This is a genomic window from Paenibacillus sp. BK033 (genome assembly GCF_004345425.1).
Lineage (GTDB): Bacteria > Bacillota > Bacilli > Paenibacillales > Paenibacillaceae > Pristimantibacillus.
The window spans coordinates 361008-382448 of the sequence record NZ_SLVP01000004.1 but is presented as its reverse complement, the minus strand read 5'-3'; the positions used below and the strand labels follow the sequence as shown (position 1 = coordinate 382448).

The 21441-nt window shown below is 54.7% G+C and carries 19 protein-coding genes; 9 read left to right on the top strand and 10 right to left on the bottom strand.

Annotated elements, in window-relative coordinates; genetic code table 11:
• Positions 1-68 precede the first annotated feature (68 nt).
• Complete coding sequence (locus tag EV294_RS16600) at positions 69-224, top strand: DUF1540 domain-containing protein (RefSeq protein ID WP_132308684.1); 156 nt, start codon at positions 69-71, stop codon at positions 222-224.
• Positions 225-305: 81 nt separating this feature from the next.
• Here the strand turns inward: EV294_RS16600 and EV294_RS16595 are convergent, their stop codons facing one another.
• On the bottom strand, positions 306-1214 hold the full coding sequence (locus EV294_RS16595) for a M15 family metallopeptidase (protein ID WP_132308682.1): 909 nt from the start codon (positions 1212-1214) through the stop codon (positions 306-308).
• A 242-nt stretch (positions 1215-1456) separates the two neighbouring features.
• Between EV294_RS16595 and EV294_RS16590 the strand changes: the two genes are divergently transcribed.
• The gene (locus EV294_RS16590) at positions 1457-3328 is read left to right on the top strand and encodes an LTA synthase family protein (protein WP_132308680.1); all 1872 of its coding nucleotides are present in this window, start codon (positions 1457-1459) and stop codon (positions 3326-3328) included.
• A 180-nt stretch (positions 3329-3508) separates the two neighbouring features.
• On the top strand, positions 3509-4606 hold the full coding sequence (locus tag EV294_RS16585; protein ID WP_132308678.1) for an S-layer homology domain-containing protein: 1098 nt from the start codon (positions 3509-3511) through the stop codon (positions 4604-4606).
• Positions 4607-4645: 39 nt separating this feature from the next.
• Here the strand turns inward: EV294_RS16585 and EV294_RS16580 are convergent, their stop codons facing one another.
• Positions 4646-5605 (bottom strand): aldo/keto reductase, encoded by a 960-nt coding sequence (locus EV294_RS16580; protein WP_132308676.1) that lies wholly within the window; start codon positions 5603-5605, stop codon positions 4646-4648.
• A 152-nt stretch (positions 5606-5757) separates the two neighbouring features.
• On the opposite strand from EV294_RS16580, the gene EV294_RS16575 reads away from it, so the two are divergent.
• Positions 5758-6141 (top strand): VOC family protein, encoded by a 384-nt coding sequence (locus EV294_RS16575; RefSeq protein WP_164775512.1) that lies wholly within the window; start codon positions 5758-5760, stop codon positions 6139-6141.
• A 65-nt stretch (positions 6142-6206) separates the two neighbouring features.
• On the opposite strand, the gene bcp is transcribed toward EV294_RS16575, so the two are convergent.
• The 5 genes from bcp to ggt form a co-directional block, all read right to left on the bottom strand.
• Positions 6207-6668, bottom strand: a complete 462-nt coding sequence (gene bcp / locus EV294_RS16570) for a thioredoxin-dependent thiol peroxidase (RefSeq protein ID WP_132308674.1) — start codon at positions 6666-6668, stop codon at positions 6207-6209.
• 27 nt (positions 6669-6695) lie between these two features.
• The gene (locus EV294_RS16565; RefSeq protein ID WP_165930702.1) at positions 6696-7769 is read right to left on the bottom strand and encodes an asparaginase; all 1074 of its coding nucleotides are present in this window, start codon (positions 7767-7769) and stop codon (positions 6696-6698) included.
• A gap of 109 nt (positions 7770-7878) precedes the next feature.
• A complete protein-coding gene (locus EV294_RS16560; protein WP_132308670.1) occupies positions 7879-8733 on the bottom strand; it encodes a fumarylacetoacetate hydrolase family protein in 855 nt (284 codons plus the stop codon).
• A 3-nt stretch (positions 8734-8736) separates the two neighbouring features.
• Positions 8737-9924 (bottom strand): amidase, encoded by a 1188-nt coding sequence (locus tag EV294_RS16555; RefSeq protein ID WP_132308668.1) that lies wholly within the window; start codon positions 9922-9924, stop codon positions 8737-8739.
• A gap of 34 nt (positions 9925-9958) precedes the next feature.
• Positions 9959-11539, bottom strand: coding sequence for a gamma-glutamyltransferase (gene ggt, locus EV294_RS16550; RefSeq protein ID WP_132308665.1), 1581 nt, complete (start codon positions 11537-11539; stop codon positions 9959-9961).
• Positions 11540-11749: 210 nt separating this feature from the next.
• On the opposite strand from ggt, the gene chrS reads away from it, so the two are divergent.
• Genes chrS through chrA form a run of 3 tightly spaced genes read left to right on the top strand, consistent with a single transcriptional unit; the run spans position 11750 to position 13429 of the window.
• Positions 11750-12232: a chromate efflux transcriptional regulator ChrS gene (chrS, locus tag EV294_RS16545; protein ID WP_132308663.1), complete on the top strand. Its 483-nt coding sequence runs from the start codon at positions 11750-11752 to the stop codon at positions 12230-12232.
• A gap of 1 nt (position 12233) precedes the next feature.
• A complete protein-coding gene (gene chrB / locus EV294_RS16540) occupies positions 12234-12893 on the top strand; it encodes a chromate efflux transporter ChrB (RefSeq protein ID WP_481856076.1) in 660 nt (219 codons plus the stop codon).
• Positions 12893-13429, top strand: a complete 537-nt coding sequence (gene chrA / locus EV294_RS16535; RefSeq protein WP_132308661.1) for a chromate efflux transporter ChrA — start codon at positions 12893-12895, stop codon at positions 13427-13429. Before chrB ends, chrA begins: the two co-directional genes overlap by 1 nt.
• Before the next feature lie 408 nt (positions 13430-13837).
• On the opposite strand, the gene EV294_RS16530 is transcribed toward chrA, so the two are convergent.
• Together EV294_RS16530 and EV294_RS16525 are read right to left on the bottom strand one after the other, a co-directional pair.
• The gene (locus tag EV294_RS16530; RefSeq protein ID WP_132308659.1) at positions 13838-17026 is read right to left on the bottom strand and encodes an MMPL family transporter; all 3189 of its coding nucleotides are present in this window, start codon (positions 17024-17026) and stop codon (positions 13838-13840) included.
• Positions 17023-17499 carry a MarR family winged helix-turn-helix transcriptional regulator gene (locus tag EV294_RS16525; protein ID WP_207918156.1) on the bottom strand — a complete coding sequence of 159 codons (477 nt, stop codon included), beginning with the start codon at positions 17497-17499 and terminating at the stop codon, positions 17023-17025. The genes EV294_RS16530 and EV294_RS16525 overlap by 4 nt, the downstream gene beginning before the upstream one ends.
• Positions 17500-17707: 208 nt before the next feature.
• Between EV294_RS16525 and EV294_RS16520 the strand changes: the two genes are divergently transcribed.
• A complete protein-coding gene (locus EV294_RS16520) occupies positions 17708-18271 on the top strand; it encodes an FAD-dependent oxidoreductase (protein WP_132308961.1) in 564 nt (187 codons plus the stop codon).
• 211 nt (positions 18272-18482) lie between these two features.
• Here the strand turns inward: EV294_RS16520 and EV294_RS16515 are convergent, their stop codons facing one another.
• Complete coding sequence (locus EV294_RS16515) at positions 18483-19352, bottom strand: hypothetical protein (RefSeq protein WP_132308657.1); 870 nt, start codon at positions 19350-19352, stop codon at positions 18483-18485.
• A 290-nt stretch (positions 19353-19642) separates the two neighbouring features.
• Here EV294_RS16515 and EV294_RS16510 point away from each other — a divergent pair, with 290 nt between their 5' ends.
• The gene (locus tag EV294_RS16510; protein ID WP_132308655.1) at positions 19643-21391 is read left to right on the top strand and encodes a methyl-accepting chemotaxis protein; all 1749 of its coding nucleotides are present in this window, start codon (positions 19643-19645) and stop codon (positions 21389-21391) included.
• Positions 21392-21441: the final 50 nt, after the last annotated feature.

Genomic DNA, 21441 nt, shown 5'->3' with positions numbered 1-21441 from the left:
AGCCCAAGCTCTCTAACCGGCCCGAAACGGCCGCTTGGGCCATATTTTTTTAAGGATGGTGATTTTCCATGGCTAAAGATGTACTGTGCGAAGTAAACTCCTGCAAGTATTGGGCTGCAGGCAATCATTGCGCTGCTTCTTCGATTTATGTAGTGAACAACCGTTCCAAACAAGCCAGCAACTCGGAAGAAACCGACTGCAAAACGTTTGAGCCAAAGATCTAAAAGAACGGATAACGGCGCACAGCCCTCTGCCATTTATAAATACATGCATTGGATGCTGAGCGCCGTTCCATTCGACATCTATTATTTTGATACCGGAACTGCGTTATAATACTCCTCCAGAGTCAAGTCTTTATCATCTATCTCCTTAGCCAGCTCCTTGCCTACATAGCGGAGATGCCAAGGCTCGTACTTGTAGCCCGTAATGTCATCCTTGCCTTCCGGATAACGGATAATGAATCCGTACTCCGGCGCATGAGCCGCCAGCCATTCCGCTTCGGGAGTACCGCCGAAGCAATCCGTCGCCGCGCATTTGCCGTCGCTGCCCGATACGTCAATGGCCAGACCGGTCTGATGCTCGCTTGTACCCGGGAATGCACTGTAGGTTAGCGCCTTTTCCATGCCGTCTTTTTTCACGTAGTTATTGAAAAGCGCCTTCTGCGTTGCTTGCGAACGGTAAGCCGAGACGCCGGCCAGGTAAATGCCGTCTTTCTCCGCGCCGGCAAACAAGTCCTCCAGAGCGCCAGCGGCTTCCTTGCGCATTTTGCGTTTGTCGATTTTCTCGCTGAACGTAAAGCGCACATCCGGATAAACGAGATCCTTCGGCTCGTAGTTGTCAGGAAGCTTGTATTGCTTGTCCACCAGCACGGCTATGCTTGCAGGCTGAGCGACAACCGCGTAGCCATCCTCTTCTCCCGCCGTAGCAATCGCAGGCTTGTCAGCCGGTGTGTTAGCAGGCTTGTCCGTCTCGGACGGCGTATCGGAAGGGGTGTCCGTTGGCGTATCCGCTGGCTCCTCTGAAGCAGAAGCTACAGGCTCATCCGATGCCGTAGGAGAAGGTTGTTCTGAAGTCTGGCTATTAGCCGCTGTCTCTTCCGGAGCTTCGGCCGTCAAATTTTCGTAGCGGATAAACAGAATGACTGCTATAGCAACCACGCATACCGCCAGAAAAGCTAATCCGCGTCTTTTTCGTCTTTGTACGTTTCTTCTCATGCTGCTCTCCTTAATTATGCTTGTTTTTTGTTTTTGTGCAGGAACGTGATCGTTCTTTCCTCTCTACTATAAACGAATAGACTCGATAATGTCTTAAAAAGTTGCAACATTTGTTGCGTCATTTTGCCATCTCCGGCAGAGCGGCCCCGCCTTTGACATTCCTCTTCCAGCCAAGCATAATGATTACAACAGAGATATAAGACATTATGGAACAGGCTGCTTAGTGAGAAGCCTGTTTTATTATGAAGGGCGGCGAAAACGTGTCAAATCTAGCACCAAAAAGGCTTTTCAGCAAACGACCCATTCTCGCATTCTCACTGATTGTTCTACTTAAGAGCTTTCTAACCTGGATGGTCGTCTTTGGTGGTCCCAACTGGACAACCCTGCTCAAGGAAGTCCCGTTTGCGTTAATCGTGTTCTGTCTGATTGAATGGTTCGCTACCAAACGAAAGCTGGTCTATTATTTAAGCGCTAACCTGCTCATGACCGGAATCCTGTTCGCGGTTCTTATGTATTACAAATATTATGGCGTTATCGTTACCTACTCAGCCCTCAATCAGGTTAATCAGGTTACGGCGGTCAGCAACAGCGTTTTCTCGCTGATGGACCCTTACTATTTGCTCGTCTTCATCGACATTGTCGTCATGGGTTATTATTTAATCCGGCGCCGGAAGGGGCAGTACTGGAAGGCGGCCAGCCAAAAACGCGTCAGCCGGAGCGTGCTTGCTGCCTTGTTTGGCATCTCCCTTGCGCTTTGCCTGTTTAATATTTTGCCGAACCGCGCAAGCATGAACGAGATCGTCAAAGCGGAGCAGATGGGCATACTCAACTATGAGGCTTATACGATTTTATCCAACAAAAAGCAGGAGCTCGTCAAGCCTACCGAAATTACGCAGGCCAGGATCGATAAATTAAAGCAAATCGAAAAACCGGCAGCCCCTCAGTTGTGGAATGCGGCTTCGGGCAAAAATCTGATTATTATCCAGATGGAATCGTTCCAAAACTTCCTTATCAATCTGAAAATCGACGGGCAGGAAATCACGCCCAACATGAACAAGCTTGCCAACGAAAGCTATTACTTCAACAATTTCTATCAAGGCGTTGGTCAAGGCAATACGTCGGATGCCGAATTTATCGTTAACACTTCTTATTATATACCGCCAAACGGCGCGGCTACCCAGGTCTACCCGAAGAAAGAGCTGCCAAGCCTTCCAAGGCTGATGCAGCAGCATGGCTATGACACGGCGACCTTCCATACCAACGTCGTGGAATTCTGGAACCGCAGCGAGCTGTACAAGGCGCTTGGCTTCAACCGTTACTATGACAAACAGTTTTTCGGCGAAGAGGATTCCGTCTTCTTCGCTGCTTCCGATGAGGTGCTGTACGCGAAGACGGCAGCCGAGCTTGCGAAGATGGATCAAGGCGACAAGCCGTTCTATGCGCACGTCATCTCCATGTCTTCCCATCATCCGTTCACTATACCGGAGCGGAAGTATAAGATGGAGCTCCCAAAGCGCTACGAGAATACCTTCGTGGGGGACTACATTCGCGCCCAGAACTATGCCGATTACGCGCTAGGCCTGTTCATTGACGATCTAAAGCAGCGCGGCATCTGGGATAACAGCGTTATCGTGCTGTACGGCGATCATCTTGGCTTGCCCATTTACTCGCTGGACCGCGATGACAAGGAATTAATGAAAGAGATATACGGGCATGACTACGGCTCTGCCGAAATGATTAACATCCCGCTTATTATTTCGGGATCCGGCATCACCGAGCCGAAAGTATTCAACCAGCTTGGCGGCCAGGTTGATATTCTGCCTACGGTAGCGAACCTGTTCGGCTTCCCGCTCGACCGGCAGATTCATTTCGGCCAGGATATCCTGAACAATGCTTCGGTTAACCTGCTGCCGCAGCGTTATTATCTGCCGACGGGCTCCTTCGTCAGCAGCGACGAGCTGTTCCTCTCCGGCAGCGGCTATGAGGACGGCACGCATCTTCCGCTCCCGGGAGCCAGCACCGTGTCTCTTGACTCGGAGGACGAATTCAACCGCGCGCTGGAGCTGCTGAAGTTGTCCGACAGCTATGTCAGCCAGCTTCCCAATTGGAAATGATTCGACACAAAAAACCGATCCTTAGTTAATAAGGATCGGTTTTTTTGCGCGCTGGTTCAAAGGATTTATTTTAGCTATTAAGGGCGAAATCCACTAAATTTCTCTAGTACAATTCTCTCTCATCTGATAGTATCAATAAGGGTCAATTTACAAAATTCTTACATAAGAGAGGAATATGAAATGAAAACTTTTTCCCGTAGTTTTATTGTTTTCCTGGCGGCCTTTGTGCTGCTCGCGCTTCCGTTTCAAGCTTCCACGGCAAACGCTGCGTCCGCGGAAGACACGCTGAGCACATACTTCCCGGGTGATATCGACGATCACTGGGCTTATGACGAGCTCGACAACTTCGTTAATGCCGATTTGCTTAAAGGCACCCTTGATTCGGAAGGCAATACGATGATTAAACCGGATCTGTCCGTCAGCCGTGCGGAATTCGTGGCCATTCTGGTTCGCGCGCTTGGCTTGACTACAACCGATACAGGAAAAACCTTCGCTGACGTTCCTGCCGGCAAATGGTTCTCCGAGCCGATTCGCATCGCCAGCTCCCTCGGTATCGTTAACGGTCTGACCGAGACGACCTTTGGTCCAAACGAATTGATCAAACGCGGCGAAATCGCTACAATGGTCGTTCGCGCATTCGAATCCTCCGTCAAGTTTGAAGGCGAAGCGAAGACCTTCTCCGACGTACCGGAATACTTTGCAACTCCGTTCATTGCAAAAGCTAGCCAAGCGGGCATCGTTCGCGGCGCTACTGCAACAACGTTTAAACCATACGCTAACGCAACCCGCGCGGAAGCTGTCGTAATGGTTCAACGCGCGCTGGATCTGCAAGCGGGCAATCTGCCGGAAGACGCGACGCTTACCGCTTTGATTGATGAATACGAGAAACAAGAAGCCGAGGTTGTTAACTCGCAGGACTTCGCTAAGCTTGGCGACGTTCTGGATAAATACATGACGGGTTACGCTAAAGCCGAGAGCGCTTTTGAATATCAGGATTATTCGGAGCTGGCCAAGGAAGGCTACACCCTTACTTTGGAAAAGCTGACTCCGCAAAAGTATGAGATCGAATTGAAAACAGACCGTTTCGCCACCATTCATGCAACAGGCAGCACGTACAAAGTAACGGTTAAAGGCCAAACCGACGCCGATACGCAAACGCAGACGGTTCCTAGAGACGGCTACTACCTGCTGAAGAAAATGGAAGACAACAGCTGGAAAATCTATCTGTTTGCTTCCGATGCGGATGACGCATCCGGCACTGACGAAATCGCGGAATAAAAAGGAAGAAGGCTTGCGGATATCCGCAAGCCTCTTCTGTTAAATGACGTATGAAGAATCCGGTTCAAACAAGCGGCTGATCTGCTCGTAATCCTCGCGGGTCAGCTTCCAGCGGGAAGCGGCGGCATTTTCCTGTACCTGGGCAGCCGTCTTGGCGCCGGCGATAACCGTTGTAACCGCCTTATTATAGAGCAGCCAATTGATCGCAATCTGGCTAAGCGGCTTGCCGATGGACCTTGCGATTCCTTGCAGCAGCTCCACCTTGAGCACATTCCCCTCGAACTGACCGCGCTTGTAGAGGTGATTGCCGTAGGAGCGGATATCGTCATCCCGGAACTTCGTTACCTCGTTGAACTTGCCGGTGAGCAGCCCTTGCGCCAAAGGACTGTACGGGATAAAGCCCAGCTGCTGTTTCTCGGAATAAGGAAGCTCGGCATACTCGACTTGCCTTTGCAGCAGGTTGTACGGAGATTGAAGCGAGACGACGGGTGCAACGGACTGCGCCGCCACAAGCTGATGAACGGAGAAATTCGATACGCCGATGCTGCGGATTTTACCCGCCTGGACAAGCCCGTTCAGAACCGAAAATGTCTCCTCGATGGGCACCTTGCCTTTAGGATCCGGCCAATGCACCTGGTAAAGATCGATATAATCGGTATCGAGCCGAAGGAGACTGTCGTCCACCTCGCGGATAAGGCTTGCTCCGGACAAGTCGATATCGACCTGGTAACGGTCATCCCAGACAAGACCGCATTTGGTGGCAATAATCACTTTATCCCGTACGGACCTAAGCGCTTTTCCCAGGACTCTCTCCGATTCCCCGAATCCGTATACCGGAGCCGTATCGAAAAAGGTAATCCCGAGATCAAGGGCTCGATCTATCGCCTGCCGGATCTCCTCCTCCTCTACATGTCCCCAGCCGTTCCGGCCCGCAGCCCATGCTCCGAAACCAATAACCGACGGGTACAGCTCGCTTGCGCCCAGCCTTCTTGTTTCCATCCTCCTGCCTCCTTTTATCCGGCGATTTTTATCATAGAATACCTATTTACTTACTTGGAATTATTTCTCATTATACTCTTCCTCCCGTTGCTTGACAACGAAAGAATGAATGCCTATGATGGGGTCAACCTAGAGGAGAAGGAGCAATGCAAATGGCACGCAAACGCGTCGATCACGTTGGAATCATGGTAAGGGATATGGAAGCAACCATCCGCTTCTACGAGGAGTTTGTGGGATTGACCCTGAAAGGCCGTCTGACTCATACAAACGGCGTTATTGAACTGGCTTTCCTTGGCTTCGGGGATTCCGACGAGACGGAAATCGAATTAGTCCAGCATTACAACGGCGAGCTGCCCGTTGAAGGCCGCGTTCACCACTTCGCGATTCATGTGGACGATGTGGATGCCGAATTCGCACGTTTGAAGGAGACAAGCGTAACGTTCATCGACGAGGATATTACAACGCTGCCTAACGGCTACCGTTACTTCTTCATCAGCGGACCGGAAGGCGAACGGATCGAATTTTTCCAGCGTTAATACATAACGCCCAAATAAGAAGCCTCCATCTCCACCGTTCGTGGATTTGGAGGCTTTTCTTATTGTTATTTTACCGCTTCGAGCACTTCAAGAACGTGGCCGTCTACCGATACGCTGCGCCATTCGCGCGCCAGTACGCCGTTCTCGTCGATCATGAACGTCGAGCGCTCGATTCCCATGAACGTTTCGCCGTTCCAGGACCGCTCCTTCCAGACGCCGAACAACTCGGATACTTCATGCTCCGTATCGGCCAGCAGCGGAAAAGGAAGCTGGAAGTCGTTAATGAAGGTATCATGCGACGCCAGGTCGTCCGGGCTGATGCCGATCACTTCCGTGTTATACGATTTGAACTGCCCGTTGTAATCGCGGAAATCGCAGGACTCCACCGTGCAGCCCGGCGTATTATCCTTCGGATAGAAATAAATCACCAGCTTTTTGCCCTTGTAGTCGGACAGCGAAATATTGCCTCCAGTTGAAGCCGGCAGAGTGAAATCCGGTACCGCTTGTCCTGCTTGCACTTGCGCCATAAATGAACACCTCTCCTCGAAAACGTTTTATACGCCAAGTTTACCACGATTAGCCACAAATTCGAAGAACAGCGGCTGCTCCATAACAAAGGAATGAATCTCTTCTCTGCCGAGCGGCAGCGAGTAAGCCAACGTCAGCTTCATAAGCGCGGCTTCGACGGACATGTTCTCGATAAAGACCGCTCCCGCCTCCAGCAGGCGGATAGACGAAGCATACATCGCTTCGCTGCTGTCCTTAAGCGGGCATAGATACAGGTCGACGCCATGCTCCGCGCAATACTCGGCAAACTGCAGAAGAGAATGGGAATCCGCCCCGCTTGCATTGGCCGTTCCGGAGTGGAACAGGTCATGCAGCACGGCCTTTGGTTTATGTACGGAGAAATCGTAATACGAATAATTCAGCCCCGGAAAAGGACGGATATACAGCATGCCGGACTGGATGCCTTCGCCGTCCTCCAGCCATGGACTGCTCTCCGGCTGGCGCGCGCGCAGCTCCTCATGGGTTGGATTGAACGGATGGTCGTAACGGACCAATCTTCCGCCGGTCATGGTGCCGTAAGGCACGCTGTAAGGACTGTCGAACTGGTCGGTGAACGACTCGCATTGCGTAATGCGGCTGCCGAGATAAACGACCGATTCCCCTTTGTCATTGCGGTAAATGACAAATACGCCGGGGGCCGCATCCTCCGAAATAAAGTCTACTGCCGCGGCGAAATTGCTCAGTCCGTTTGCCCGCTCATCGCCAAGCGGATAGTTGCTGGCTACAAGGACCAGCGGGATCGTCAGGTCGCACAAAACAAAGCTGAGAAGCGCCGCCGAAAAGGCAAGCGTATCCGAGCCATGCGTCACAATAATGCCGTCGTATTTGGATTGATCGACGGCCCTGATCGCCGAGATCAATGTATTCCAGTCCGACGGCACGATATTTTCGCTCAATATATTCATCGGTTGAACCGTTTCAAGGTCCGCTTCCCGCTTCAGCTCGCTCGCCATGTAAGCATCAATCAAATGGTAAGAGCCCGCTTCATTCACCGAAATCGCGCCGTTATCGTTTTTGCTGCCGATTGTTCCGCCGGTGAACATCACAAGTATTTGGCTCATCAGTAACTCCCTCTCCGTTTCAGCGATTGGCATATGGTTCCACTACTCATTCGTCCCCATATGCAACCTAAATCATACTAAACCGGACTTGAGGCTTGCAAGCAAGCGTTTAACGAACCCCGCTCCGCAGCGGCGACAGACCCTGGATGCGGCACTCGACGACATCGCCGCTCCGAAGGACGGCGGCGCCCGGCGTACCGGTCAGAATAACGTCTCCCGGCAGCAGCGTCATTACCTGCGAGTGGAAGTCAATCAGGTAGGCAGGCGGAAAAATCATATTCGCCAGCTTGGCCGCATGCGCCAGCCCGCCGTTATGCCACGTCTCCACCTGAAGCTCCATCAGCTCTCCCGCCTCATCCGGCGTAATCAGCTCGGAGCCAAAGGTAAAGAACGTGTCAAAGCTTTTCGCCCGGGTCAAATACCGCATATGCCGGGCATGAATGTCCGCCGCCGTCGTATCGATTGCCGCCGCAAAACCCGCGATAGCGAGCAGCGCTTCATCCTCCGATACGTTCCGGCATGTCCGGCCGATAATAATCGCCAGCTCCGCTTCGGCCGTCACCCGCTCGGATTGGGCAGGCAGCACAATATCCTCGCCGCTCCCGATTATGGACGTATCCGGCTTCATGAAGCTGACCGGCTCCTCTTCCCGAAGAGCAGCAAGCTGGCTCGCGTCCGCCGTGTAATTCATGCCGATTCCCCATATTTTGCGGGGATGGCGGTAAAGCGGCGCTGGGCTTGCTTGCCCAGCCGGAATGACCGGCAATGCGGCCAATCTCTCTTGGCCGCCTTCGTTATACCAGGCCGTTAGCTCCTTCAACCGGCCGCTTGCAATCAGGCCAAATACATCCGTCGGCCAGTCTGCTCCCGTGCCGCGATTCAGCTCCGCCAGCGTAACATATCCTTCGGGCACAGCTATGCTGCCCTGCTCTACACCGTCATGCACAATCGTCGCCAGCTTCATCGCCTACCGCCCCTTCTCGAATTGTTCCGCCCAGCGCAGCAGGTTAAGGTCCTGCTTCGCGCCCGCTATAACCGACAGCGCGATAGGAGCCCCTTCAACCTCGCCTGCCGGAATCGTGACCTGCGGAAGCCCCGACAGCCCTGCTATGCAGGACAGCTGCATCGTGCGGAACCGGCGTTCCTCCACGGCAGGTCCATGTATGGTCCGGCTAGGCGCGGTGCCCGGAATCGTCGGTATGACGAGCAGTCCGTCAGCGCCAAGAAGCTCCCGCAGCCGTTCCCCGACAGCCCTTCGGAGCACTCCGTCCCTGTCGGCTTCCGCGTCCGATATCGTGCTTGCCGAAGCAAATCTCGCGCCGATGCTCTCGCCAAATACCGGCTTCTCCCGGACGATCCATTCGCCATGCGTCTGCCAGATTTCCCGCCCTTGCGTCGTGCGGAACGCATGGCTCCAGGCTTCCAGACCCTCCGGCGCGACCGATCGCCACTCCTGCGTCATGCCTTCCGTCTGTACAAGCTGTATGCAGACGCTCTCCAGCGCCTTGCGGCAGGAAGGCTCCGCCTTCTCCCACGCTTCCTCGGCAAAGATCAGCCTGCGAAAATCATGCCGCAGCGCTTCCTCATCGTTAGTCTCGGCTAACAAGACCCCTCCCACCTGGCGCAGCAGAGAGATGTCCCTTGCCATCCAGCCGACGGTATCATAGCTTGGGGCGAGCGGAATAACTCCGTCAATGGACACAAAGTTATGCGTCGGCCGGAACCCGTATATTCCGCAATAAGCGGCGGGCACGCGGACCGAGCCGCCCGTATCCGTGCCAAGCGCGAAGTCGACGGCGCCCGCCGCCACCGCAACCGCCGAGCCGCTGGACGAGCCGCCCGGAATGCGGTCCGGCGCCTTCGGATTAACCGGCGTGCCGTAATGTTCGTTTTGACCGTTAATGCTGTACATCAATTCATCGGTATGAGTTGTGCCGGTCAAACGGGCACCCGATGCAAGCAGCTTGCTAATCGAGGAGGCCGTCTTCTCCCAAGGCGAATGCGTACGTTGCCAATCCGGATTGCCGGCCCCGCTCGCGTACCCTTTTATCGCAAATACATCCTTTACGGCAAATGTCAGGCCGCTAAGCGCTCCCTCCCCGGTGGGCGGTAGCTCCAGCTCCGGCTGCACAAACGCGTTGTACGTATCGATCATGGAATAATCCCTCCCTCTCTATCCAGCAATTCGGCTACCAGCCGATGGCCGAACCGTCGCAGCGCGGATCGGCGCCGCCGCTCAGCAGACCGTCCTTGCTTATCGCTATGGCATGGGCATGCCCCATTATCCCGTCGAAATCGGGTAGCCTGCGGACAAGATGCCCCGCCTCCTCCAGCTTCTCGGCTGTCTCTTCCGAAATCCGTCCTTCGAGCTTCAGCTCCTGCGTTGGCGCTCCCCAAGTGCGTCCCCATACAAAACGCGGTTCGCTGACCGCCTGCTGCGGATTCATGCCGAAGTCGATCATCCGCGTCAGCATAAGCGTCTGCGTCTGCGGCTGTCCTTCCCCGCCCTGCGTGCCGTACAAAAAGCCCGGTTTGCCGTTCAGGCAAGCCATTGCCGGCATAAGCGTATGGAAGGTCCGCTTGCGCGGCTCCAGCCGGTTGATATGGCTCGGATCAAGCGAGAAGAACGAGCCGCGGTTCTGCAGCAGCACGCCGGTATTACCCGCGACAACGCCCGAGCCAAACTCGAAATACAAGCTTTGGATAAATGAAACCGCATTGCCGTCCTCATCGACAACAGCCGCATAAGCGGTATCGCTGCCAACGGGCTGGCTGTTAATGTCCGCGGCAGCCTCCCTCTTAATCGACGCCGCAAGCTCTGCCGCGTATTCCTTGCTGAGCAGCCGGTCAAGCGGAACAGCCGAGAAGGCGGGATCCGTCAAATACCGGTTCCGGTCGCGGAAGCTCAGCTTCAGCGCCTCCGTCAGCACATGATAATACTCGTAAGAGCCATGCCCCATAGCCGCCAGATCAAACCGTTCAAGGATTTGCAAAGCCATTATTCCGGTGAAGCCCTGCGAATTCGGCGGCACCTGATAAAGTTCGTAACCGCGGTAAGAACCGCGGATGGGCTCCGCCCATTCCCCGCTATGCTGCGCGAAATCGTCCTCCGTCAGCAGCCCGCCTTCGGCTTGGAGGAACCGGACAATCTCCGCGGCTACTTCACCGTGATAGAAGCCGTCCCTTCCTTTTTCCGCAATGGCGCTTAAGGTTGCCGCCAGCTTTGACTGGACAAACCTTTCTCCGGCAGGTATTACTCGCCCGCCCGGCATATAGATCGCAGCCGTAGCCGGATGCTCCCCCAGCATACCGGCATGCTGCTTGGTGTGTTCATATTGATCGGGTGACATCGGGAAGCCCTCCGACGCATACGAAATCGCCGGCTCCAGCACTTCCGCAAACGTTAAGCGGCCGTACCGGTTCTGCACCGCATGCCAGCCGTCGACCATGCCGGGCACCGTAATGGCGCTGCGGGGTCCTCTTGTCGGAATCGCCTCCGCGCCTGCAAAAGCTTCAATGGCTGCTTCGCCTCCCGACCGGCCGCTTGCGTTGTAAGCCCGCACTTCCCCGTCCGAAGCGTGATAGGAGAGGAAAAAAGCATCTCCCCCAACGCCCGTCATATGCGGATAGACAACCGCCAGACAAGCGCTGACCGCAACCGCAGCGTCAAACGCGTTGCCTCCCCGCTCCAATACGCGAGCGCCTGCCGCCGTTGCCAAATGATGCGGACTTACAACCATCGCTTTCGTACCCGTAACCGGCTTCTTCATCCCCATGCCACCTCGCAAGTCAGGTTTACTAACATTATAGATTCAACATAACACGCCCCCATGCCTCCGGCAACGGAAAAGAAAGCCGACCCCTCTTTTTTTGTTGATGATGAACAAAAAACGCTATATATTTATGCATATGGTAATGAATCTTTCGATTTTACATACCTTTTGCATATACAGGAGCATTAGAGAGGAGATAGACTAAACATGCAGCACCGCACTTCAAGTCCAATCGAGAACGTGCAGATCGACGAAATCGATCGCAAAATCATTTCCGCCCTGCATCAGAACGGCAGAATTTCTTACACCGACCTGGCCAAAGACATCGGCTTATCCCGCGTCGCGGTGCAGGCCCGCATCAATACGTTAATGGAAGAGGGCGTCATCGAGCGATTCACCGCCGTTATTAATCCGGAGAAGATCGGCATTACGGTCAGCGCTTTTTTTAACGTGGAGGTAGAGCCCAAGTATCTTCATGAAGCGGCGGACCGCTTAGCCGACGAACCGGTTGTGACCAGCCTGTATCATATGACCGGCCCAAGCAAGCTGCATATGCACGGACTGTTCGCGAGCAATCAGGAGATGGAGACCTTTATGCGGGAGAAGCTGTATCCGCTGCCCGGCATTATGGGCGTCGACTGCCAGGTACTGATTAACCGATACAAAAGTCGGATGGGAATGAGGCTGTAATATGGAAACAACAACGTCTTTGGAGCCGGGCAAGAGCCCGCCCCGGACCGGAAGGCCTTCCGGTTTAACCGACTACGGCCACATCGCATGGGCCATGGTCAAAACCGGTGTATTAGGCTATGGCGGCGGACCGTCGGTTATTCCGCTAATCCGTTATGAGGCCGTTACCCGCTATCATTGGATCGAGGATGATGAATTCGCCGAGATTTTGGCGCTGGCTAACGCTCTCCCGGGACCTATCGCCACCAAAATGGCCGCTTATCTCGGCTACCGCCGCAAGGGCTGGCTTGGCGCCGTCGTTTCCGTTCTGGCCCACATCCTGCCTTCGGCCATCGCGATGATCGCGCTGCTGTCGGTGGTGCAATATTTGAGCGGTTCGGCCGTCATACAAGGGATGATCTCCGCGGTTATTCCGGTCATTGCCGTTATGCTTGGCGTCATGGCTTACGAATTTGCGAACCGCGCCGTCAAAGGGCTTGGCAAATGGATGGGCTTCGCCATGTTTGCGGTTGCCTTTCTCCTTCTGCAAATTATTAATATTGAAGACGCAATCGTTATCGTCGCCTTTCTTGCGTACGGAGCCGTCCATTTCAAAGCGGCCGGCTGGGTTGCCAAGCGAAGAAACAAACTGCGCGCACGCTCTGAAGGAGGCAGCGATTAATGGACTGGCTTGACCTTATTATCGGCTTCTTCGTTGCCAACGTGCTTGGGTATGGCGGCGGCCCTGCGTCCATCCCGCTTATGTACAACCAGATCGTTACGCATTACGGCTGGACGAACGACGCCGAATTCTCGAATATCCTTGCGCTCGGCAACGCCTTGCCCGGACCAATCGCAACCAAGATCGCCGCGTTTATCGGCTATGACGTTGCCGGCTGGCCGGGCCTAGTCGTTGCGCTTGCGGCTACGATCATCCCTTCCGCCGTAGCGCTGATTTTCCTGCTTAAGCTGCTGCAGAAGCACCGCCAATCCCCGATTGTAAAGGGGATGACCTTGCTTGTTCAGCCGGTTGTCGCCATCATGATGGTGCTGCTCACCTGGCAGATGGTCGATACGTCGATCCATTCCACCAACCTGTGGCAGACGCTTGGCATTGCGGCCGTGGCTTACTGGCTGATGGAGCGCAAAAAGATCCATCCCGCAATCGTCATCTGTATCGCCTTTGTTTACGGCGGCACGGTGCTGGCGCATATCTAAGAAGAAGATCAGAAGCCCTCCCATGCGTCATTTTGAGCGATGGGAGGGCTCCTGTTGTGGTTAGCCAGGCTGGAGTTCATTATCCGGTCATGTCCACCGTTTGGGGCAAGCTATTCAAATTATCCGTGGTCGTGGTCAGCCGAACTCCCCTGCACGAAATACAGTATATTTGCCCAATATCGGATGGTCTAAAGCATTATATTGCATGGAGTGCAGGATATTTCACCGATTTAAGTCATAATAGATTAGTTTGGGCCATTATGCTGCATTCCGTGCAGGATATTACCGATTACTGGGCTCATAAGGCCAATATGTTGTATTCTGTACAATGAATGTACGCGAGCAGCGGAAGCCTTCCCCTATAAAATGGCGGCTGCGCTAGGGTTATCCCGGCGCAGCCGCTCTTTTTTACATCTCTTTCGAATGAGTATGGACCTCGCGTCCCGCCGGCACGTATTCCTCATCGGACTTCATAAACGGCCAGTAGTTCGCTTTGCCGAACACCCGCACCATAACCGGAATGAACAGCGGCAGCATCACCAGCGCGTACAGGAACAGGCCGCAGAGCACGATTGTGGCAATCTGCAGGAGCGACATAACCCCCGAAGGAAGCATCGCCGCAAAGGTGCCGCCCAGAATAACGGCTGCCGACATAATGACGGTGCCCATGTTTTTCATCGCCGCCAGAATCGCTTCGGCAGGAGACAGCTGATCGCGGTACTCCTTGAAGCGGTCCATCAGGAAGATGCTGTAGTCGATACCCAGCGCCACCAGCATAACGAAGCCGAAGAAAGGAACCGCCCAGCTGATGCCGGTATGTCCAAGCATCCGCACGAAAATAACTTCGGTAATCGCCATGGACGTATAGAACGTCACGAGCAGCGAAGCAATCATATACAGCGGCATAATGACGGAACGGAACAAGATAATGAGAATAATCGCGATGCCGATAATCATGAGCATAACCGTGCGGGAATAGTCCTCGTTCGAAATATTGCTCAAATCGTTGTTCATGCTGGAAACGCCGCCAACCGCGTAAGTCACATGACCGGCAAAAGGAGTGCCTTGCACGCCGCGGCCCACTGCCGCCTCCAGATCGTCAATCTGCGACATCGTTTCTTCTTCGTACGGGTTGCCGCTGAAGACGACGTCAAACTTCGCCGACTTGCGGTCTTCGGACAAATAAACGTTCAGCGCCTGCTGGAACTCGTCATTCTTGATCGCTTCACCCGGGATGAACCAACCGGTCATCTGTTTGTTCGGCGAGGAAGACAGCTCATTTAGATACCCTTTCGCCGAAGACAAGCCGTTCGTTACCTGCGACAAGCCGTCGACGCTCTGATCCAGCCCATCCGTCAGTTGACCTAGCTGGCTGTTCAGCTCCGTAAAGCCGGACTGCAGCTCCTTCTGTCCGTTCGACAGCTGATCCAGACCTTGCGTAACGCCAGGCAGCTTCGAAACGATCTGCCCTTGGCCGCTTGCCGCCTGCTCAATGCCTTTCTGCAGGTCGGCAATGCCGCTTGCCAGCTTGGCGAGTCCCGCCGCAAGCGCCGCTTGCCCGTCAGCCGCTTGCTTATAGCCGGCATTGGCTTTGTCCAGCCCGCCGCTCACGCCGGTTAGCTGCGCGTTCAGCTGCGACAGCTGCCCGCTCAGGCCGGAAGCCTGCTGACCAAGCTGCTTCACCGAGCTTAATGCCTGCTGGTAAGCCGCATCCTCCGCAAGCTCCGGATGGGTTGCGCTAAGTCCCGAGATGCCTTGCTCTAGACTCGACAATCCGTCCGCAAGCTTCGCCTGCTCGGATGCAACCGACTGATAGGCCCGCGTAAGCTGCGTTAATCCGCTGCCCGCCTGCTGATAGCCCTTCAGTAAATCCCGGCTTGCCGCCGCAAGCTGATCGGCGCTTGCCTTAGCCTGCTTCAGCCCGGCCGTTAATTCTTTAGCCCCGGCTGAACCGTCCTGCAGACCGCGTTCAATCTGCTTTAGTCCGGTACCCAGCTGGCCGATGCCGCTCTTCAGCGCGTTGGTGCCTTCCACCAGCTTGCCGGCGCCGGCGGCCGCATCGTTCAGCTTTGGTCCGTTTTTGCTAAGCTCGGAGCTGGCATCGGATAAGCCGGAGCCGATTTTGCCAAGCCCGTCATTGCTTTGGCCAAGTCCGTCCGTAAGCTGGCCGACCTGATCGGACACGAGGAAATCGTCCATCGCTTCGCCAGTCGGGCGCGTCGCGCTGCGGACCGCTTTTACGCCGTCAACCTTGCCAAGCTCCCGGCTGATCTGCTCGAGCGCCGCAAGACCGTCCGACGTATCAAGCGGTTCATCGGATTTCATGACGACCGTGGTTGGCAGCGATTCGCCCGGACCAAAGCTGTCCGCGATCATGTTAAACGCCTTGACCGAATCGTATTTGTCGCCAATCTCGTCGAGCGAGTTAAACGACAGAGAGCCCTTGTATGCCGTAAGGAACGGAACGACCAGCACCGCCAAAATAACAAGCGCCCAAAGCGGACGTTTCAGCGAGAAGCTGCCGACCGCGCCCCAGAGGCCGCTGGGCTTATGCTCCAGCGAGCCTTTCGAAGGCCAGAAGAGCTTAGGTCCAAGCGTCGCCATAAAGAACGGCACGATCGTAAACAAGGCCAGCAGCAGCACGGCGATCCCGACGGCTACCGCCACCGCGGAGCGGTACAGAATAAAGGTCGAGAAGCCAATGGAGGCGAAGCCGACCAATACGGCCAAGCCGGAGAAGAGAACCGTTCGGCCCGCCGTTTTGTAAGTAGCTACAATCGATTCCGGAATATTGCCGCCGCGGTGCGACAGCTCTTCCTTAAATCGGCTGATCAGCAAAATGCAGTAGTCCGTCCCGATCCCGAACAACACGGCAACGAGAAATATCTGCGTAAAGTTGGAGAGCGGGAAGTCCGTGTATTTGACGAGAAAAGCAACGATGGACTGCGTCACCATGTAAGTAAAGCCAACCGTCAGAAGCGGCACGATCGGCGCCACTGCCGAACGGAACACCACGAACAGAATAATAAGAATAAAACCGACGGTAATGAATTCGGTTTTCTTCAGCCCTTCCTGAGAGCTGGTGACGACATCCTCCGAAATTAGCCAGTTGCCGGTGTAATAATGCTCAATCTTGACGTCTTTCAGCGCGTCGTACAGATGATCGCGGACCTGCGCGAGCTCCGCTCCGTCCAGGTTCACGTTGACGAGCACCAGCACGGTGGAACCGTCCTCCGCCACCATTTGCTTCGCCAGCTCCGGCGTATCGAAATGCGTCGTCAGCGAAGTGATGCGCAGCTCGTCTTTCTCTTCCTTCAGCTTGTTGATGCCGCCTTGTATGCCGGCCAGGTCTTCGTCCGATAACCCGCCGTCTTTATGAAAGACGAGCACCGTGGAAGCACCGCCGCCCCCGGAGTCCTTCGTGCCGATGGCCTTCTCCATGTCTGCGGCGATTGTGGAGGAATAGCCGTCCGGCACGTTTACCTGCCCTTTCTCGCGGACAAGATCCTGCATATTAGGCGCGCTTAGCATAAGCCCCGCCATTACCGCAATCCAGACAACTAGAAGAATCCATCTTGCTTTGATTACCGTCTTCATTTTTTCTCTAACTCCTCTCCGTCTCCCGGCGGTTGTGACATAACCATGGCCAGCTTCTCATAAGTCTCAATAAACGCAAGTGCTTCCCGTTCGTCAAAATGCTTCAAATACTTCGCGATCAGCTCCTGGATTTTGCTCTCCACCGCATCGGCCATCCGCATGCCTTCATCGGTCAGCCGCAGCAGCGTGACGCGGCGGTCCTTCTCGTCCGGCAATCTCTCCAGCAGCTGTTTATCGAATAACCGCGTAATTATCGCGGTGATCGAGCTCTTTCCCACGCAAAAGGTATCCGCAAGCTCCGTCGAGGTGCATACCCCTACCGTCCGCAAATAACGAAGCGTCGATGACTGCTCAAAGGTCAGCTCCTCCGGCATCAGATCGCGGAACATGGCCGTCAGCCTGCGTTCAACGGTAAAATGCGCCCCTTCGTAACGGCGGATGATCCGCCCCAGCATATCGTTGTCTATCCCCATGTCTATATCCCTCTCGTTTTCCAACTCATTAGTTTCACTGTCGAACTATTAGACAGTAGAACTATAGCAAAAGGATTAGTCGTCAGTCAACCCAGATGCAGCCAATATTTTGAAAATTTTATGAAAAGATTGGAGCGATTGCTTGTCCCTGCCGGCCGGACTTATAATATTGGTGAAACTTATTATTGTTACGTAGGAGGCTGGAATGATGTACGATATCATCGTTATTGGCGCCGGTCCTGCCGGTGCAAGCGCAGCAATCTTTACGGCAAAAGCAGGCAAGCAAACGTTACTGCTCGAGAACAACAAAGGCATGACCAAGCGGGCTTGGTTCGAGAACTATTACGGCATTACCGAGATTGGCGGCCCCGATCTTGTGGATACAGGCAAGAAGCAGGCCATCCGGCTTGGCGCAGAATTAAAAGAAGAGACCGTTACCGGCGTATCGCCAATCGAAGGCGGCTTGTCCGTTGTAACGGATCAAGGCACTTACGAAGCTAAGCATGTACTGCTGGCAACCGGCGCTTTGGTTGATCTGGCACAGCACATTGGCGCAGCGACAAAGCCCGGCACGGAGCCGCGCATCAAAACCGTGGTCGATGTTGACCCCGCCGGCCGCACCAGCATCCCAGGCGTATGGGCAGCCGGTACGGTTGCAGGCGTCAGCGTGCATGCGGTTATCACAGCAGGCGACGGCGCCAAAGTCGCGATTAACATCATCAGCGAGCTGAACGGCGAGCGTTACGTCGACCATGACGTGCTGAAAGCTTAAATAAGCAAAGGACGGAGCAGAAGCTGCTCCGTCCTTTTTTTGGTTTCGCTTGCGGCGGTTGGCGAGCGCCGCTGTTGCGCGGCTGGCGCCGTAACACGGAAAAACCGCCTTATTGCGCTGCTTTTGCCCGCGTATCCGTTGCTCCACACCTCGCCAAGGGGCAGAGATAAAAACGGGGTACGCCAGTTACCTGTGCGTACCCCGTTTTCTATTAAGCTGTAGCTGAGCTTGAAGCCGATGGCGCTGCCTGCTGCCCGGCTTCACCTTGCCGCTTGCCGAAGCCGAAACGGGCGCCGCCCTCAAAGCCGCCGCGTCCGCCCTTAGGCGCTTCCCATTCGCCGTTTACTCGTTTCGTTACCTCGTCCGTGACCGCTTTCAACTTGACGTCGTATTCCTCTTGCGCAAGCTTGCCGCTTTCGAGTGCTTCGTCAAGCTTGGCTTTCACGGCGTTTACTTCAAGGTCAATCACGCTCTGCACGCTTACGCCTTGCTTGTCCGCAATTGCGGCAAGTGTCTGACCATCCTTCACTGCCGCCTTAAGCTCCGCCGACGTTAACCCAAGCAGCTTGGCGAGTGCTTCTTTATCGCCAAACGCGAAAGCACGACCATGCCCTTGCCCTTTGCCTGCAAAGCCTTTCGAATCAAGCAGCTTGTCGGCAATCGCCGCGCTATCAAGCCTTTTGACCGAATCACCCCCTGCAGCCGTATCATCCTTCTTCGGCGCAGCCGCTGCCGCGGCATCGATCCACTCCACCAGCTTCGCTTTCAAGTCCTCGCGGCTGATGCCTTGGGCTGCCCCAACCTCAGCCAAGGTGGACGTCACGAGCTTGCTCTTCAGCTCTTCGGCAGACAGCTTCAGATAGTCCGCCAGCTTACCTTCCATACCGGCCAGTCCGATAAAGCCGCGCTTGCCGGCAAGCTTACCGTGTTTATCCTGCTGCCCTCCTGCCGGCGACTGGTCCGATGACATTGCCGCTGAAGCCGACGCCGACGAGTCGGAGCCGGCCGCGTAAGCCAATCCCCCGCCAAGCGCAAGGGTCAGCGCCATCAGGCTTGCCGCGATTGCTTTGCTTCTTCGCATGATATACCGCCTTTCTATTCAGGAATTTCAATTACCCCTCCATTGTATCCCTCTTCTATGAACAGATTTTGAACATCGCTAGTAATTAGCGGATTGCCAAGGATGAGAATTGTCTCAGAACTAAACTCTAACCCGCCAAACACCGAAAAATAGAGTAAGTACCGCTGCCAAATACTTTTCTAACACGGCCACGCGAACTTACCTAATATTTGGCTGTTATAGTTGGTTATAAGATGAAGACAACTTTGCTCAGGCAGCCGATCAACTTCCTAAAGAACGAGGGATCATGAATGTTCAAGAAGAGAAAAACCAGTCTAGCGCTCGTCCTTTCCGTTGTGCTTGCCCTTCTGTTTCTGGCCACAATCGGGGCAATGGTATCCATCACGACAAACAATCAGAAGGATGCCTATTTCGAAGAAATGTCCCGTACGGTCCAGACCCTTGGCAATATTACCAGCGCCAAAATCGACCTGATCACCTCTGCGCAGGAGCAGCTGAATAAAGGAAAGACGCAAGGCTCCACGGACTTTTACAACTTATCGTTATTTCTGGAGGCCATGAACTCCAACGACCAAGTCTCCAACGTATACGTTTTGCAGCCGGATAAAGTAGAGAAGGACGGAAAAACCTATCTCACCACGCTGCAGGGCACCGGAGCGCTTACGCAAGCAGGTCTTACGCCGGGCACTCCGTACGAGCTCTCTCCTTCCTTTGTAAAGGGCTACGATAAGGCAATGAAAGACGGCTTCGCCAGAGTGGCTACCTACGAAGATGAAATGGGCACATGGGTGTCTTACCTGATGGCGATTAAAGACAACTCCAATAAAACGGTCGCGATATTGGGCGCCGACTTCGACTACGACAACGTGCAAGCGGAGCTCGACCGGAGAATGTGGCAGGTCCTTAACGTGGGGATCGCCTGCGATGTCATCGCCATTATCCTCATCGTATTGATCGTTCGTTTTGCCGTAAAACCGTTGAAGCGCCTCAGCCAGGTAGCCGCTCTTGCCGCAAAAGGCGACTTGACCGTCACCGTCCCGGTCACTACCGGCAATGAGATTGGGCAGGCCTCTCATGCCTTTAATGAGATGATAGCCAGCCTGCGCCAGTTGGCCAGCCATATTCGTTCCACCTCCAGCGAGGTTGCCGGTTCATCCTCCATGATGCAGGAAAGCGCCGAGCAGACCTCTCGCGCAACGGAGGAAGTCGCTAACGCCATTCATGAGGTTGCCGCGGGAGCGGATACGCAGCTGCAGAGCTTCCAGGAATGCCAGCGCGCGATGAACGAGATGACCGTCGGCATCCAGCGGATTGCGGAGTCCTCTTCTTCCGTGTCCGAGCTTGCCGCCGACGCCTCCGAGCTTGCCAATGCGGGCGATACGGTTATTAACCGGACAGTCAGCCAAATGCGGGTGATCGAGCAAAATGTCAGCGAAACGGTAACCGTTATGCAGGAGCTGCAGCAAATGAACAGCCAGATCGGCTCCATTCTGGAGATGATCGGCGAGGTATCCAAGCAGACGAACCTGCTCGCTCTTAACGCATCTATTGAAGCAGCCCGCGCAGGGGAGCATGGCAAAGGCTTTGCCGTTGTTGCCCATGAGATCCGCAAGCTGGCCGAACGCTCGAAGGAGTCCTCCGATCAGATCGGCGAAATTCTGAGCGGCATCAGCAGCCGGACTAGCGAAGCCGTTCTCTCGATGGAAAAAGCGGCGGAAGGCGCGCGCGAGGGCAGCTCCGTCTCCCATCAGGCCGGCGAATCGTTCCGCTCGATCCATGAGGCTATCCGCCAGGTGTCTTCTCAAATCCAGGAGGTTTCCGCGGCATCCGAGCAGATGTCGGCGGGCAGCGAGGAAATCGCGGCCTCGCTTGATCAGCTGGAGCATATCGCCGAGGCATCCTCCATACAGTCCCAGCGCGTGGCCGCGGCATCCGAGGAGCAGCTCGCTTCCATGCAGGAGGTTGCAAGCTCATCCGCGCAGCTTCGCAAACTTGCCACCGAACTGAACAAAGCGATCGATACCTTCAAGACGCAATAAATTCGCGCAAACGACAAAAGCACCTCCATCAAGCCAAACGGCTGCATGGA